The organism is Saccharopolyspora pogona, from assembly GCF_014697215.1.
Lineage (GTDB): Bacteria > Actinomycetota > Actinomycetes > Mycobacteriales > Pseudonocardiaceae > Saccharopolyspora > Saccharopolyspora hattusasensis.
The window spans coordinates 2,719,232-2,733,808 of the sequence record NZ_CP031142.1; the positions used below are offsets into that span (position 1 = coordinate 2,719,232).

The following is a 14,577-nucleotide window of genomic DNA, read 5'->3' on the forward strand; positions in this document are numbered from 1 at the left end:
CCGGAGCTCGAACGGTGCGGTTTCGATGAGCGGCTGAGCACGCCCATCCATCGGGCCAAACAGCCGAACACCATCGGTAGCGTTCACAGCCACCAACAGGTGCCCGACACTCTCCCGGCCCCGGGTATCCCTCCTGCGCAACCACACCAGTACCTGGGTTTGCGCGGGAAAAGAAGCGATCTCCTCCAAAACCCGAACCAATGCTCATGAACGCTAACACCAACCACAGGTCCAAGCTCGGCCACCATCGGGCCGAACCACGCAGCCTGCGCGGGTTCCCGCGGTGGCATCAACCCCGGCTTTCCCGTCCAGAGGCACGCAGATCGTCGCCGCCAACATCGGCTCGTCAGATTCCACGTAGCGGCAACCGAAGAACGCCACCCGCTCCGCCGAGAGGATCGACTCCTCACCCCTCAACGCCACACGCTGCCCATAAGTGTCGTGCAACCAGGAGCGTGCCCGCTCCGCGAGCTCGTTCATGCCGCTCCGTCCGTCACTCGCTAAACCATCTCCAGCGAAGTATGAGCCCGCCGCACTCCGTCTCCAAGCCGCTTACCCGAAGGTCAGGCACAACCTGCCCGCCCGGTCTACTGTCTCCCTGGCGGTGTATGCGAGAGATGCCTGTCCGTGACAGCCTTCGATGCCCGACCGGTGACCAGCTCTCGCAGAACGCGAAGTAGCTGGTGCATGACCAGCACGTATGGCATGTTCCTCGACGTGGACGTCGGCACGGGCGACCGCCATGCCGCGGGCCTGGCCCCGACCGGAAAGAGCCTGCACGATGCACCCCGGCCCACCAGCGTACCCAAGTTGCGGGCCGTGTTCGACAAGCTCGCCGAACACGGCCCTCTGTTGGTCGTGGTCGGGACTGTAATTTTTGCGGCTCTGTCCCAATTTCCGTGAAACCGCAGCTGCGCCCTCACGACTTGCTGTGCCTCACCTGCAACATCACGAGCCATCACATCCGAACCGCAACAGGGACGATGACCGCTTCACGAAAAGTGAGGCAGAGCCATTTTTGCGGTGTAACTGCCCATAGTGGAGGTGGTGACTGATCAGAGCAGGAACCCGTCGGAGCAGCAGGTTTCGCCGGTGGTGAATCGGCAGGTGGTGACCGAACTGGTCAAGCGTGCTCAGGCTGATGGGGTGGCCGTCAGTGGTGAGGGCGGGCTGATGCAGCAGTTGACCAAGATTGTGCTGGAGTCGTCGCTGGAGGCTGAGATGGACGCTCACCTGGGCTATGGCAAGCACGACCCGGCCGTCCGACACGACATCGGTCACCTGCGAGATCAACGCCGGGGACACATCCGCGCCATACACTTCCGACAAGTGCTCCTTGATGTCCCGCGTCGTCATCCCCTGGGTGTGCCGGCAGCCTCCGGCGACGTGGGCGGCAAGGACGGTGTTGGTGGCATAGACAACGCACCGCGAGCCCATGACATGCGCGAGGACTCCTATCTCGGGAAACGAGCTCGACACCTCCCGGCCCGAGCGGTTGATCACCCGGACACCCTCCGGCCCAGCGACCACCAGCGCGCGCATCCCGTCCCATTTGATCTCCACAGCCCAGCCCGGCCCCTCAGGCGGAGGCCCCGCAGTGGGCAGCATCGGCCCGCGGAGAACCCACGCGGGCACCTGCGATAAGGCTGCCATTCCGTGAGCCTGCGCCGCGGCGCCTGCCGCCGCCAGCGGTACGACTGGTGATCACGACTGCCCACATCGCATAGAGAGGGACACGTGTTCGATTCGGACACTCTTTTACCCCACGACTCGCCCGGTTCCGCCGGTTAGAGGCTCTCACGGCTGGCCGGAGGTGTTGCCTGCTTTCCGCTGGCGGGTGGCGATGTTTCGTCGGCGTACTTCGTTCGTCGGCGCGGGGCGTGGTCGGCGTTGGGATTCATATCCAGTGCGAGGGGTATCAGGTGCGTTGGCGGCATGATCACGATCGAAGCCGACACAAGGACCAGGAATAGCACGGTGGACAACCGACGTTCCCCGACGCGACGTGCAAACCCCTCCGCGACGCCACCGGCCCCCGGCACTTCCGCACACGGTCCCGATGAAACACACAACGGCACGCCACAGTTGTATACCCCCGCCGAAGCGGCAGCACTGCTCACGGTCAAGGAATCATGGCTGCGCCGGAAAGCCGGAACTCGCTCCATCCCCTGCACCTTCATCGGCCGGCACCTGCGCTTCTCGGCCTCGAATCTCCGCGAAATCGTTGACTCCGGCACCCATTCCACCCGCACCAGGCGCGGCCGACCACGAAAAACGAGATAACAGACCAGCGACTACCCGGATAGGTGAACCACCGGGATCATCACTGGCTCTCTGATCCGACACGAGCGTCCATCTGTTCGTCAAAACAAATCGGAACGCTCATCAACGAGGTAGATCATGGCCTGGTCAGAAAAACGAGGAAAAGCCTCCTGGCGGGTGCGGTACTGGAAAGACGACGGAACCCTAGCCGGAGTTTCCGGGTTTCGTGATTGATCGGCGTGTCTTCCGTTGTGGTGCTTGGATTTCAGCCCTGACTGGTGTATTACCCATATATGCCGTCCATCGTGGGTAAACGCCGTGGGAAGCACACGTACTACTACTTGGTGGAGTCCGCGCGGGTGGACGGCAAGCCGCGGATCGTGTCCCAGGAGTACCTGGGTACCGCTGAGGAGGTGATGGGCAAGTTGTCCGGGCAGGGGGGTGGTGAACCGGTGCGTAGCCAGCACAAACGGTTCGGGGACCTGGCTGCGGTGTGGTCGGTGCTGGAACGCCTGGACGTGGTCGGGATCATCGATGCGGTCGCGCCCCGCCGTGCGCATGCAGGCGCTTCGGTGGGCACCTACCTGGCGTTGGCCACGGCCAACCGGGTCGTCGCGCCGTGTTCGAAGGCGGCCTTCGCGGACTGGTGGGCGGGCACGGCCGGTCCACGCTGGGTGAAGGTCGCAGAGGGCGCGTTGGACCACCGCCGGTTCTGGGAGGCGATGGACCGGCTCGACGAGGACGGCCTGCGCCGGATCGAGGCCGAACTGGGGCGGCGGATGGTCACCGAGTTCGGACTGGACCTGTCCGGGCTGGTGCTGGACATGACCAACTTCGCCACGTTCACCGATTCCGGTAACGAGCGTGCGCCGATCGCGCAACGCGGTAAGGCCAAGCAGAAACGCACGGACCTGCGTCTGGTCGGGCTGGGCCTGGTGGTGACCCGCGACGGGGGAATCCCGATCGTGTCGCACGCATACGGCGGGGAGCGACCGGATGTCACCCAATTCTCCGCGGTCGTCGACGAACTGCTGGCCCGCTACCAGGAGTTGACCGCGCAGGTCGAATCGTTGACCGTGGTCTACGACGCCGGAGAGAACTCGTGCGACAACCACACCCTCGTCGAGGACGCCGGGATCGGGTTCGTCGGGTCGCTGCCACCGAGTGACCATCCAGACCTGCTCGCGATTCCCAAGACCCGTTACAGCCCAGTCGACGACGATCGGTATCCCGGCGTGCGGTGTGTCGACACGGAAGTGACCGCATTGGGCGTGCGGCGGCGCGCGGTGCTGACACACTCGCCGACCCTGCACGATAAATAGGCCCGCGGGTTCGACCAGACTCTCGCCAAGGCCCGTCGCCGCCTTACCGAGCTGCAAGCGAAGCTGGCGCGCGGCAAGACCCGCCGCGACCGCACCGCCGTCGAAGCCGAGATCGCCGCGATCTGCCGGCCCCGCTGGGTGAGCGAGGTCATCACCACCACCCTGACCGGGGACACGCCGACCGAGTTCCGCCTGTCCTGGCGCACCAATCAGAAAGCCCGCAAACGCCTGGAGAACCGTCTCTTCGGCAAGCGGGTCCTGTTCACCAACCGTGTCGAGTGGACCGTCGCCGACGTGGTCGCCGCCTACCGCTCCCAGTCCGAGGTCGAGTCCGGGTTCCGCCAGATGAAGGATCCCCACGTGGTGTCGTTCTCCCCGATGCACCACTGGACCGACTCCAAGATCCGGGTGCATGTCTTCTACTGCGTCCTCGCGCTGGCCATCGCTCACCTGATGCGCCGCCAGGCCGGGCAAGCCGGCCTGCACCTGTCAGTGCGTGCACTACTGGCCGAGCTCGCCGGCATCGAAGAAACCGTGCTGCTGCACCACGACGGCGGCAAAGGCCGTCCCCGCGCCCAACGTATCCTCACCGACCGCAACCCCACCCAGCAAACCCTCTACAACCTCTTCGCCCTCGACCGTTACGCACCAACCCGCTGACCAGCCCCAACACACACGTGGGTAATACACCCAACACCCGCAAAAACCAGGACCGACCAGCACAAATGACCCTCATCAACGATCAAAGCCGGAAACTCCGGCTAGGCTCAATCCCCGGGTTCACCAGCAAGAAATCCGCAGACGCCTACGCCGACACCCTGGAAACCGAACAGCGGCAAGGAACCTGGATCGACCCCGCAGCCGGCCAGATCACCCTAACCGAATGGAGCACGGACTGGCTCGACGCGCTCGACGTCTCGGACAACACCGAGACCCAATACCGCAGCCTGCTCAACAACCACATCCTGCCACGCTGGGGAGAATCCGCCCTGACCGACATCACCGGCATCGGCGTGGCCAAATGGAAAAAGAAAATCCGCTCCAACGGTTACGCCGAAGCCACCATCACCACGATGACCAAAGTACTGTCCATGATGCTGGCCGACGCCGCCGACGAAGAACTCATCACCGCCAACCCCATCCGCCCGAACCGCCGAGGAAAACGCCACCGCGCCAAACGCACCAAACAACTCTGGGTCACCCCGGCCCAAGCCCTCCAGCTCGCCACGCAAGCCGCAGCACTGCCGTGTCCACCGGCACAGCACCGAAAACCCGCGACGAGCTGGAAACAGGGGTCCGCTCCTTCCTCCACCGACTCCAGAAGCTGCCCGACCGAGTTCGCTCCTACTTCGGCAAACCCGAAGTCCGCTACGCCGCCTGACATCACATATTTGCCCTGCGCATCAATAACTGCGAAACCTCAGCGACGACGCCGGCTATAGAAGTCGGTCTCGCTGTTCCGTGGCTGCCGAAAGACATCTCACCGAAGGAGTTCTTCTCCGTCGAGCTCGGTCTGTTCTTCCTCACCGAGCACTATCCGGACGAACCGGTCGGCGCCCTGTGGCCGATGATATCGGGCTACGTCGCCTGCCCGCCGGAGCTGGAGCCGGTGTTGCGCCGGCTGCACCTGCTCATGGGTGAGGTCGGCCGCAGCAACTTCATCCCGCTGTGCCTGGACAAATACCGCCGGGCACACGCCCGGATCCAGGCGACCGCCCGGCGCGCACCTGCTCCACCATCTGACGGCGGAACTCATACGGGTAGTTCGGCACTGCGTGGACACTCCTTCCAAGGACAAGCGTCCCAAGAGATCAGGTGTCCACCAAACCGAGGCAAGACCACCGAGGCAAACCCGTGATCACGTCGCAGTGTTGGAGGAGCTGGTCGAGGCTCCCGGAGGGTCAGCGTGTGGACCTCTGCTCGGTAAGTCCACGCCAACTCCGCGGCGGCAGGGATCGACTTCACCGGCGCCACAGTGCGGAGTCGGTCCCTCAGCTGCCCATTCCCAGCCGGGCGCCGCCGGCGACGTCCAGGGTCAAACCGGTCAGGTAACGGTTTGCTGGGTCGCTGAGGAAGGCGATGGTCTCCGCCACCTCCTCCGGCTCGGCGAACCGGCCCATCGGGATCTGCGCAGCCCGAGCTTGGCGGGCGCGCTGGTTCCCCTCCGGGTCGCCTCCGCCAGCGCGGGTGGCGAGCTGGTCCCACATGGCGGTGTTGACCGGTCCGGGACACACGCAGTTGACCGACACGTTGTCGGGACCGAGTGTCAAAGCCAGTGACCAGCACACGTTCAACACGGCCGCTTTGCTGGCGTTGTACGGCACGTACGCGTGACGGGCCTCCTTCGCGGCGACCGAGGCGACAGCGACGATGGATCCGGAGCGCTGGTTCTGCATGACCAGTCCGACTTCGCGCAGCACGGAGAAGGCTCCCGTGGCGTTGATCGCCATCACCCGGGCGAACTCGGTGCTCGGCGTCGTGAGCAGGTCCGGCACGTTGCCGAGAATTCCGGCGGCGTGCACCAGGACGTCGATCGCCCCGTAGTCCTCCTGGACCCCGGCCACGGTGGCTTGCACGGCCTGCTCATCGGTGATGTCGAGCTCACGGAAGTCGGCGAGCCATGGTGGGCGGCCGCCTGGTGTCGTGCGGTCGCAGCCGATCACCACCGCGCCCGATGCGTGCAAGCGTTCGGCGGTGGCCGCGCCGATGCCTCCGCTGGACCCGGTGACCAACGCGACCCGGGACGGGGCGGTCATCGGGTGTCCTCCTTCGACGTGGAGCTCTGCGCTGCAGCGGTGGTGTGCGTCCCGGAGTTGCCCGTCTCCGGCAGCGTCATGTACACGACGAGGCAGAGCAGGACGACGATCGTCATGTACACCGCCACGCCCATGGGGTGTCCCGCGTCGACGAAAGCACTGGCGATGAGTGGGGCCGTCCCGCCGAGCGCAGCGATCACGATCTGGTGGGCCACACCGATGCCGGACACGCGAACGGCCGCGGGGAACAGTTCGGCCTGGATCGTCGGGTAGACGGATTGCCAGATCGCCAGGACCACCCAGCCTGAGGCGGTCACGATCACGTACACGCCGAAACCAGGCTGCTGCAACAACATCAGCAGCGGATAGAAGAGCACCACCATGCCGCCCGCCCCGACGATGGGGAACAGCTTGCGCCGGCCGAGGCGGTCGGACAGGGCGCCGCACAGCGGCACGATGATCACCAGAAGGGCCAGCCCGATGACGTTCCCGGTCAAGGTGGAGCCCAGCTCACGCCCGGTAGTCAGGTGCGCATAGGTGGGCAGGAAGGTGGCCCATGTGTAGTAGGCGACTGCCGGGGCCGAGAGAGCCGCGGTTTGCAGCAGTGCCTTGGGGTGATTGCGCAACAGTTCCCGCAGTCGCGACGCGGCCGGCCGCCGACCGCCGGTGGAGCCATTGACATCCGCCGCGAACTCCGGGGATTCGTCGGCGTGCGACCGCAGCAACAAACCCACGACGCCGAGAACGCCGCCGATGGCGAACGGGATGCGCCAGCCCCAGGTCGCCAGATCATGGCTGTCCAACGTCGAGGTGACAATCGCCGCGACACCGGTGGCGGCCAACGTCGCCAGTCCGCTGGCCACATTCGACAGAGAGCCGAACAGCCCGCGCCGGTTGGTCGAGCCGTTCTCCACCATGTAGGCGATGGCGCTCTGGATCTCACTGCCGGCCGAGATCCCCTGCAGCACGCGAGCGAACAGGAACAACAGCGGCGCCGCGTAGCCGATGACGGCGAACGGCGGCGTGAGCGCGATGACCAGGCTGCCGACCGCCATACCACCGATGGTCGTGGCCAGGACGACGCGTCGACCGTAGCGGTCCGCCAGCGGCGAGATGATCAGGCCGCTCAGCGGTCGCACCACGAACCCGACGGCGTAGGTGATCAGGGCGCTGACCAGCGACGTGAGCGCGGTGCCACCCGGAAAGATCTGGCTTGCGAACACGGCGGCCAGCAGGCCGTAGATGTACCAGTCGTACCACTCGACGAAATGGCCGATGGTGCCCGCCAGCACGTTGAACGGCCTTCGGCGGGGTGAGGCGTCCGGTTGGCTGGTGGCCGATGGGGACCCCGGTGAGGTCATTCTTCGTGCGGTCGCCATTGAGCGCTCCTCGGTGCGGGTAGGGATGGATTTGCGGACGGTCGGCGGTCAGGTCACCGCCGACCGGGGTGGGGCGGTCGACGATGTCGACGGTTCCGAACGCCCACTCTGAAAATTGATCTCCTGGAAACTGGCCACGGCGATGCAGAATCCAGTCGAAGTTCCTGGAGAGTCAGCGCGTCGCGTGGCTGGACCACGTCCGCCCCTCCTGTTCTTCCGTGGGCAGCCCGGCGGCCTGCAGGATCCGGTCGAGGAGCGCCTGAGTGCGCGCGGCCTCTCGCCCCGACGTCAGCGGTGTAGCGCGGTCACGGACCCGGTCGAGGAAGTGGTGCACAGCGGTGGTGAACCCGAAGGTCTTCGTCGCCGTGGCCCAGCCGAACGCCTCGGGACTCATCGAGCGCGCGGTGCTCACACCGTCCCGGGTCAGGGTCACCGTGTCCGGAGCCACCACCTCGGCGGTGCGCTCCGCGCCGTAGGCATCCAGTTTTTCCGCCCACGAACCCGCGTTCCGCGCCGCCATCAAGACGCCCGTACCGCCACCTGCGAAGCGCACCAGGGCCGAGACGCCGTCCTCCTGCCAAGGGTCGTCACCGGCGGCGTGGGCGGAGACGTCCACCGGCTCACCCGGACAGAACCAGCGCAAGAGATCCACCATGTGGATGGCGTTTTCGAAGGTCGCGCGGTACTCGCTGCCGCGACGGTTCTTCTGCGCCACGCAGAAGCCGGCACCGGTGTCCCCGAACTGCTCACGAGCGGCGACGTAGGTCGGCGCGAACCTGCGGTTGAACCCCACCATCAGCACTCGGCCGTGCTCGTCGGCGAGGTCGGCGAGCCGCTCGGCATCGTCGGTCGCGGTCGCGAGGGGTTTCTCGCAGAAGACGTCGACGTTCGCCTCCAACGCACGACTGACACCGCGGACGTGCTCCGACCTCGGTGTCAGGACGAACATCGCGTCCAAGTCGCGCTCGAGCGCTTGCTCGACAGTCGAAACCGCCGTGGAGAACCCCCATCGACGGACCAATTCGGACGGATCGTCGCGCCGGGACACCACGACGTCGAGCACGACGTCGTCGCGCTCCACCAGGGTGGGCAACTGCGCGATGTGCGCGATGTTCCCGGCGCCGACCACACCGACGCGCAGCGGCGGCTGACTCATCGTGACTCCTTCGCAGGCGCGAGGCCGACGGCCTCTTCGACGAGGGAACGGAGCGCGCGAGCGGACCGGGCGAACCCATCCGCCGGAGGCAGGAGGTCCTGCGGGTGCCAGCGGTACTCGTACTCGAGGCTCAGAACGTCGTCGTACCCGTGCTGCTTGACGGCCTGCAGGATGTCTGACCAGGGCAGGATGCCCTCGCCCACAATGCGGGAGCGCACGGCCCGCTCCTCCGCCTTCACCCGAGCCGTCTCGGAAGCGATGAAGGGAGCGTCCGGATCGGTGAAGACGAGGTCCTTCACGTGGACGTGCCCGAGCAGATCGCCCTGCTCCCGCAGCGCCTCCGGCCACGCCTCGTCGTGGGTGAAGGTGAGGTTCGCCTGGTCGTACAGCACCCGGATCGCAGGCGAATCCACCTCGCGCACCAGCCGAGCGGTGTCCCTGGCCGATTGCGTCATGGTTCCGAAGTGGTTCTCCACGCACAGGCGCACACCCGCGTCGGCGGCCAGCGGCGCCAGCTCAGAAAGCCCGGAGCGCAGGCGCTCCCAATGTCCGGCGTGATCTTGACGATCCGCTCCCCAGGAACCCGCGTACACCCGGATCCGGGTCGCGCCCACTCGATGAGCGCAGTCCACCGCCGCTCGCAGCTCATCGAGCGCGGCCCGGCGCTGCGCTGGATCCGCGTGGTTGATCCCCGTGGTGTACGGGGCAAGCCCCACCACCGCTACACCGAGATCGTCCGCCACTCGGGCCGCCTCGTCCGCGGCAGCATCGTCCCCGATCGGCAGTCCGCTGCGGTAGCCGTCCTGGTAGATGACCTCCGCCCCGTCCAAACCTGCTGCGGCGAAGAGTTCTAGTGCCTCGGGGACGGACTGCTCGGGTGTGCCGAGGGTGTGGCCAGCGATCCGCACTACAGGTCCTTTCCAGTTCGAGAAGGGTCGGTCCAGTTAGTCGGGCCGACCAGAGGTGGTGGGTTCTGCACTCGGGACCGGTCGACGAGCTCGAGCAGCAGGCCCCAGGGCGCCCGCAGGTAGGTCCACCGGTTTCCGGCGACGACAGGGCTGTCCGGACCGACCTCCTTGGTGCCGCCCATGACCCGGGCGCCGTGGGCCTGAAGATGCGTGACGGCCGCGTCGACGTCCTCCACGGCGAAGCACAGGTGGTGGCCACCGAGATCGCAGTGACGGGGATGGTCCCGTCGTTGGTCCGCGCTCCACCACTGGAACAGCTCCACGTTGAGGTTGGGCGGCATGCGCAACATCGCGAGTTCCAGACGAGCGTCGGCTGGAACCTCGAAGTGCTCGGGCATGAACTCGGCATCAGGCCCTCGCGCCGAGCGGTACAGCTCCTCAGCGCCCAGGGCCTCGACGAAGAAGGCGACCCCTTCGGCGAGGTCGGGCACCGTGAAGGCGACGTGGTCGACGTACCGGAATCCGGTGGGGAGACTCATCGGGGTGCCTCCGCGGTCGAGGCGCGGATCAGCAAATCCGGGGCGAGAGTGACATGTCGTGCTTCCCCGTCCTCGAGGAGCTTTTCGGCCAGGTCGATCGCGATGAACCCCATGTCGGCGATGGGCTGGCGAACGGTGGTCAGCCGCGGGTTGAAGCGAGAACCGAGCTCCAGACCGTCGAAGCCCATCACCGACACCTCGTCCGGAACGGACACGCCTCTGGCGCCGAGAGCGGAGATGAACGCGAAGGCGACCATGTCGTTGGCCGCGATCACCGCTGTCGGACGCTCACCGGCAGTCATTTCCACGAAGCGCTCAGCGGCTCGCTCACCGACCTCCGGCCCCGCCCCGGCGTCCAAGATCATCGCCGGCATCTCCAGCTCGGCGGCCAGCCCTTCGTACGCAGCCAGTCGGTCCCGGGACGTGTACGTCCCCGAGATGCCGGACACGTAGGCGATGCGCCGGTGCCCCAGGCCACGCAGGTGGTCCACGGCGAGGGCGATGCCTTCAGCGCTGTCCACCGTCACGGTCGGCACGCGAGCCTCGTCGACGCGGTCGACGACAACGACCTTGCTGCCGAGCGCGACGTTCTCCAGCTCATCGAGATCCACGCTGGTCGACGGTGCGACGATCCCGAAGGGCGCGTACATCCCCTGCAAGGCCGTCAGATACGCGTTCGTCTGCGCCACCTCACCGCCGGTCACGCACAACACCAACTGGTAACCCTTCTCGGCCGCTGCCGCCGACATGGTCTTCGCCAGCTCGCCGTAGAAAGGATTGGTGATGTCCGGGACGATCAGCGGGACGAGATTGCTCGCCTTGCGGCGCAAGGCCTGCGCCAACGGACTCATCCGGTAACCGAGGCTCGCAGCCACCTCCAGGATGTGTTGCCGAGTCGCCTCGTTCACCGCTTCCGGCCTTGAAAAGGCGCGAGAAACCGTGGAGCGGTGGACCCCCGCTCGGGCGGCGACGTCGTCAATGCTCAACTCAGCCAAGGCTGACCTCCCCGGACGAAATGGACGACCGCTCATAAGCGGCCCAGATGAGGTTCATTGTGTCGCCGAGGTCTCCCAAGGTCGGCAGCCCCGTGAAGCCGTCTTCCCAGGTGTCGGCCACCCGCCGGACGAACACGTCGTACAGCGGGTCGCTGTCCACGTCGATCAGGCTCGACTCGCTGGCACCGTCCGACGCACGCGTGAACGCGACTTGGCCCGAGGTGCCCACATCGACGTATCCCCTGCTGCCGACGCTGGTGTACGAGCAGTACCGCTTGATCGGGCTCGCCGGGAAGGCATAGCCGACCTCGATGATCGCCTCACTGCCGTCGTCACCTGCGAGCACCAGGGTGGCGTGATCCTCGACGCCCGCGCCGTGCAGGCTCGCGGACAGGTTGGCCGCCACGAGCTCGACCTGCCGAGCCCCACTGCGCTGCAGGAAGAGGTCGACGAAGTGCGGGCCCAGGTTGACCAGACACCCTCCACCGGATCGGGCGGGCTGGAGCATCCAGGAGCAACCCGCTTCTCGATAGCGCTCCGGCGGGCCCGCCACGAAGCTCGCGCGTTGGTACGTCGGCGCGCCGGCCATGGACAGGGCGCGATCCACGGGTCCGCCACGTTGAACCAACGGGACGGTCGCCGCGACACCTGCCGCGCTCGCCGCGTCCCGAACGCTCTCCACGTCTCCAGGTCCCAGACCGCCCGGCTTCTCCACCACGAACGGGACGCCGCGCTCGACCAAGGCCAGGCAGGTATCGAGCATGCGGTCGTGTGGCCCGAAGACGTAGGCCAAGTCCAACGGCCCGGCGTCCAGCGCCACCTCGACGTCCCCGCAGACCGGCGCGCCGAGACGCCGGGCGATGTCCGTGATCTGGTCAGGCTCCTCATCCTGGACCTGCACGACATCGTGAGTGTCCGCCCAGGCGCTGAGATACAGGGGCACGTGCCAGTGCCGAGCACCCAGAACCGCTGTTCGCGGACGTCTCACCGCGGGCCTCCCGAGTTCGATGTGGATCAATTTCTGCTGCCTGTCGCCGATGAGACCGATTGCTGAGATCGGTTGCTGCAATCGGTTGCAATACCGAAGCAGAGGGTCTTAAGGTTTGTCAACACCGCCCACACCCCGACCCACCCGTGAGGTGACTTGATGCGCAAGCTGCGCACCCTGACCGCTGTGCACGACACCGGCACCGTGCTGATCGTGCGCCTGTCCACCGCCGAGGCGTCCTACGCAGTCGCGCGCGAGGCCATCGCAGGGGGCATTCGAGCGGTCGAAGTGACACTCACGACGCCGGGCGCCCTGGACGTGATTCGCCGGCTGAGTTCGGAGCACCCCGAGGTCGAGGTCGGCGCCGGTAGCGTGCTCGACGCAGCATCGGCTTACGCGAGCATTCAGGCCGGCGCGCGTTTCCTGGTCAGCCCCCAGTTCGATCCCGGAATGCTCGAGACCGCCGGCCGGTACCAGGTCGTCAGCATCTGCGGAGCGGCAACACCCACGGAGATCGTCCAAGCGGCCGCGGCAGGAGCCGATCTCGTCAAGCTGTTCCCCTCATCGGTGCTCAACCGCGACTTCGCCCGTGCCGTGCTCGAACCACTCGGCCACATCCCCTTGGTCCCGGCTGGTGGTGTTTCACCGGACAACGTGGGCGACTGGTTCGACGCCGGAGTCGCAGCCGTTGGCGTCGGAAGCTTCATCACCAAGGCCGCACTGCGAGAAAGCGCAGAACAACACCCGGTGCGTGCGGCGGCCCGGTCATTTCTCGAGGCGGTGGCCGATGCCCGCGCCTGACCCGCTGCACCCGGCCCCCGGTCCACCACCAGGAGATCGTCAAAGTCGGTTTGTGCTGGTAGCGGCTGCGATGATCGGAATGATTCGGGTTCGGTCAGCGGCGATACGTTCCAGAGTTCGGGTGATCTGGGTGATTCCGGCCAGGCGTAATAGCCCGAGGGCGAGGTTGCGGAGGGTGGCCATGACCTGGGCTCCTGTTCCGGTGTAGGCGTGTTGGTGGTCTTCGCGGTAGACGACGTCTCGAACCCAGTGAATCTTGTTCTCTATGCCCCAATGTTGGCGGACGAACCGGGCGATCAGGTCGGCGCCGGCTTGTTCGGCGGTCAGGCTGGTGATGCCGTGCACGACCTCCTTGGTCAGGTGGTTACCCGCGTGGTCGAAGGTGTCGCGGCGGATACGAAACACTTGTGCGGCACCGGGAAAGTCAACATCGTTGGCCGGTGCGACCCAGATCTGGCGGCGCACGATCTTGCCTGTGCTGCGGTCGGTTTCGGCGTGATGCGCGGTGCCCGGCGCGGCCGGCGGGAGCACTGAGGCGATCTGGGTGAGCAGGGTGGGCTGGTTGCCTTTCACCGTGAGTGCGTAGTGGCCGCCCCGGTCCTGGGTCAGGTACGCGGCGGTGGTGTGCTGGGCGTGCGCGGCGTCCCCGGTGACGACCACACCGGTCAGATCGATGTCCTTGAGCAGCGCGGCCACCTGGGTGATCTCGTTGGTGCCCTCAGGAACCCGCAACTGAGCAATGACGACGGCTTCTCGGTGCAGCATCGCCGAGAACAGCTTCACCTCGCTGCCTTCCGGATCGCCGGGCGCCACCGTGTTCCGCAGGGTCTTGCCATCCATGGCCACACCGACCAGTCCCTCTGGTCCGTGGTCATCACCCCCGGCCACATCGACGCCACGGGCCAGGGCCGCAGCCGCAGCTTGCTCCCGCAGCCACCGGCACACCTGCTCATCGGCGGCGTCAGCATCGATATCGTGCGCCACCCGACGAATCGTCGATTCGCTGGGCGCGACATAACGCCCGGTCAACAGGTGCCGACGGCAGCCGGCCAACACCAACAACTCCTGCGGCAGGTCCGCGGCACGATCCCCCGCTTCCCGGAAGTTACCGGCCCCGGCCAGCGCTGCGAACACCGTTACCGCCAGCACTGAACCAACCCGGTGACGAACCCCGCGCGGCTTGCGCGGGTCAGGCACCCGACTCAGCATCTCGACCAACCCGCCCACCGCGGCAACACCGACGTCCATGCCGATCTCCACGGACGCACCGAACCCGCCAGCAATCGGCGAGCACGAATCCTGGACATGCGACACTGACACCGGTGGCCTCCTGTTAGGACGATGATCAAGGTGTGGTAACCCGCATCATCGCAGGCAGAAGGCCACCACCCACATCCAGACACACCACGCGTCACCACGCACTCAGGACTTCACACCAAGATCACAAACTTTGACGTTCCCCTGGGTCCAC

The 14,577-nt window shown here is 66.3% G+C and carries 15 protein-coding genes and 1 pseudogene; 6 read left to right on the plus strand and 10 right to left on the minus strand.

Annotated features, from left to right (window positions below; translation table 11 throughout):
- Positions 1-213 precede the first annotated feature (213 nt).
- On the minus strand, positions 214-480 hold the full coding sequence (locus tag DL519_RS12445) for a hypothetical protein (RefSeq protein ID WP_190814857.1): 267 nt from the start codon (positions 478-480) through the stop codon (positions 214-216).
- A gap of 207 nt (positions 481-687) precedes the next feature.
- Between DL519_RS12445 and DL519_RS12450 the strand changes: the two genes are divergently transcribed.
- Entirely contained in the window at positions 688-903 is a 216-nt protein-coding gene (locus DL519_RS12450; RefSeq protein WP_190814859.1) for a hypothetical protein, read from the plus strand.
- Between the two features lie 45 nt (positions 904-948).
- Here the strand turns inward: DL519_RS12450 and DL519_RS49895 are convergent, their stop codons facing one another.
- Positions 949-1,542: a transposase gene (locus DL519_RS49895; RefSeq protein WP_190814861.1), complete on the minus strand. Its 594-nt coding sequence runs from the start codon at positions 1,540-1,542 to the stop codon at positions 949-951.
- A gap of 393 nt (positions 1,543-1,935) precedes the next feature.
- Between DL519_RS49895 and DL519_RS49900 the strand changes: the two genes are divergently transcribed.
- The 4 genes and pseudogenes from DL519_RS49900 to DL519_RS49905 all read left to right on the plus strand — a co-directional run bounded on the left by DL519_RS49900 (position 1,936) and on the right by DL519_RS49905 (position 5,442).
- A complete protein-coding gene (locus tag DL519_RS49900; RefSeq protein WP_223838846.1) occupies positions 1,936-2,283 on the plus strand; it encodes a helix-turn-helix domain-containing protein in 348 nt (115 codons plus the stop codon).
- Positions 2,284-2,642: 359 nt separating this feature from the next.
- Positions 2,643-4,244, plus strand: a pseudogene (locus tag DL519_RS50705) (IS1634 family transposase).
- Positions 4,245-4,309: 65 nt separating this feature from the next.
- Positions 4,310-5,026 carry a tyrosine-type recombinase/integrase gene (locus DL519_RS12470; RefSeq protein WP_190814865.1) on the plus strand — a complete coding sequence of 239 codons (717 nt, stop codon included), beginning with the start codon at positions 4,310-4,312 and terminating at the stop codon, positions 5,024-5,026.
- Positions 5,027-5,061: 35 nt separating this feature from the next.
- A complete protein-coding gene (locus DL519_RS49905) occupies positions 5,062-5,442 on the plus strand; it encodes a hypothetical protein (RefSeq protein ID WP_223840265.1) in 381 nt (126 codons plus the stop codon).
- A 133-nt stretch (positions 5,443-5,575) separates the two neighbouring features.
- Here the strand turns inward: DL519_RS49905 and DL519_RS12480 are convergent, their stop codons facing one another.
- The 7 genes from DL519_RS12480 to DL519_RS12510 all read right to left on the minus strand — a co-directional run bounded on the left by DL519_RS12480 (position 5,576) and on the right by DL519_RS12510 (position 12,260).
- Positions 5,576-6,340 (minus strand): SDR family NAD(P)-dependent oxidoreductase, encoded by a 765-nt coding sequence (locus DL519_RS12480; RefSeq protein WP_190814867.1) that lies wholly within the window; start codon positions 6,338-6,340, stop codon positions 5,576-5,578.
- On the minus strand, positions 6,337-7,719 hold the full coding sequence (locus DL519_RS12485) for an MFS transporter (RefSeq protein ID WP_190814869.1): 1,383 nt from the start codon (positions 7,717-7,719) through the stop codon (positions 6,337-6,339). Before DL519_RS12485 ends, DL519_RS12480 begins: the two co-directional genes overlap by 4 nt.
- Positions 7,720-7,891: 172 nt before the next feature.
- Positions 7,892-8,875 carry a Gfo/Idh/MocA family protein gene (locus tag DL519_RS12490; RefSeq protein WP_190814871.1) on the minus strand — a complete coding sequence of 328 codons (984 nt, stop codon included), beginning with the start codon at positions 8,873-8,875 and terminating at the stop codon, positions 7,892-7,894.
- A complete protein-coding gene (locus tag DL519_RS12495; RefSeq protein ID WP_190814873.1) occupies positions 8,872-9,783 on the minus strand; it encodes a sugar phosphate isomerase/epimerase family protein in 912 nt (303 codons plus the stop codon). Before DL519_RS12495 ends, DL519_RS12490 begins: the two co-directional genes overlap by 4 nt.
- On the minus strand, positions 9,783-10,322 hold the full coding sequence (locus DL519_RS12500) for a VOC family protein (RefSeq protein ID WP_190814875.1): 540 nt from the start codon (positions 10,320-10,322) through the stop codon (positions 9,783-9,785). Before DL519_RS12500 ends, DL519_RS12495 begins: the two co-directional genes overlap by 1 nt.
- Complete coding sequence (locus tag DL519_RS12505) at positions 10,319-11,353, minus strand: LacI family DNA-binding transcriptional regulator (protein ID WP_223838852.1); 1,035 nt, start codon at positions 11,351-11,353, stop codon at positions 10,319-10,321. Before DL519_RS12505 ends, DL519_RS12500 begins: the two co-directional genes overlap by 4 nt.
- The gene (locus tag DL519_RS12510) at positions 11,310-12,260 is read right to left on the minus strand and encodes a Gfo/Idh/MocA family protein (protein WP_223838854.1); all 951 of its coding nucleotides are present in this window, start codon (positions 12,258-12,260) and stop codon (positions 11,310-11,312) included. Before DL519_RS12510 ends, DL519_RS12505 begins: the two co-directional genes overlap by 44 nt.
- 204 nt (positions 12,261-12,464) lie before the next feature.
- Between DL519_RS12510 and DL519_RS12515 the strand changes: the two genes are divergently transcribed.
- Positions 12,465-13,106 carry a bifunctional 4-hydroxy-2-oxoglutarate aldolase/2-dehydro-3-deoxy-phosphogluconate aldolase gene (locus tag DL519_RS12515; RefSeq protein WP_190814881.1) on the plus strand — a complete coding sequence of 214 codons (642 nt, stop codon included), beginning with the start codon at positions 12,465-12,467 and terminating at the stop codon, positions 13,104-13,106.
- 39 nt (positions 13,107-13,145) lie between these two features.
- On the opposite strand, the gene DL519_RS12520 is transcribed toward DL519_RS12515, so the two are convergent.
- A complete protein-coding gene (locus DL519_RS12520) occupies positions 13,146-14,426 on the minus strand; it encodes an ISAs1 family transposase (RefSeq protein ID WP_190812573.1) in 1,281 nt (426 codons plus the stop codon).
- Between the last annotated feature and the right edge of the window lie 151 nt (positions 14,427-14,577).

Bases quoted from the DNA above. Each gene is read 5' to 3' on its own strand.
- DL519_RS12445 (WP_190814857.1), bottom strand. From the start codon at position 480: ATGAACGAGCTCGCGGAGCGGGCACGCTCCTGGTTGCACGACACTTAT.
- DL519_RS12450 (WP_190814859.1), top strand. From the start codon at position 688: ATGACCAGCACGTATGGCATGTTCCTCGACGTGGACGTCGGCACGGGC.
- DL519_RS49895 (WP_190814861.1), bottom strand. From the start codon at position 1,542: ATGCGCGCGCTGGTGGTCGCTGGGCCGGAGGGTGTCCGGGTGATCAAC.
- DL519_RS49900 (WP_223838846.1), top strand. From the start codon at position 1,936: ATGATCACGATCGAAGCCGACACAAGGACCAGGAATAGCACGGTGGAC.
- DL519_RS12470 (WP_190814865.1), top strand. From the start codon at position 4,310: ATGACCCTCATCAACGATCAAAGCCGGAAACTCCGGCTAGGCTCAATC.
- DL519_RS12480 (WP_190814867.1), bottom strand. From the start codon at position 6,340: ATGACCGCCCCGTCCCGGGTCGCGTTGGTCACCGGGTCCAGCGGAGGC.
- DL519_RS12485 (WP_190814869.1), bottom strand. From the start codon at position 7,719: ATGGCGACCGCACGAAGAATGACCTCACCGGGGTCCCCATCGGCCACC.
- DL519_RS12490 (WP_190814871.1), bottom strand. From the start codon at position 8,875: ATGAGTCAGCCGCCGCTGCGCGTCGGTGTGGTCGGCGCCGGGAACATC.
- DL519_RS12500 (WP_190814875.1), bottom strand. From the start codon at position 10,322: ATGAGTCTCCCCACCGGATTCCGGTACGTCGACCACGTCGCCTTCACG.
- DL519_RS12505 (WP_223838852.1), bottom strand. From the start codon at position 11,353: ATGAGCGGTCGTCCATTTCGTCCGGGGAGGTCAGCCTTGGCTGAGTTG.
- DL519_RS12515 (WP_190814881.1), top strand. From the start codon at position 12,465: ATGCGCAAGCTGCGCACCCTGACCGCTGTGCACGACACCGGCACCGTG.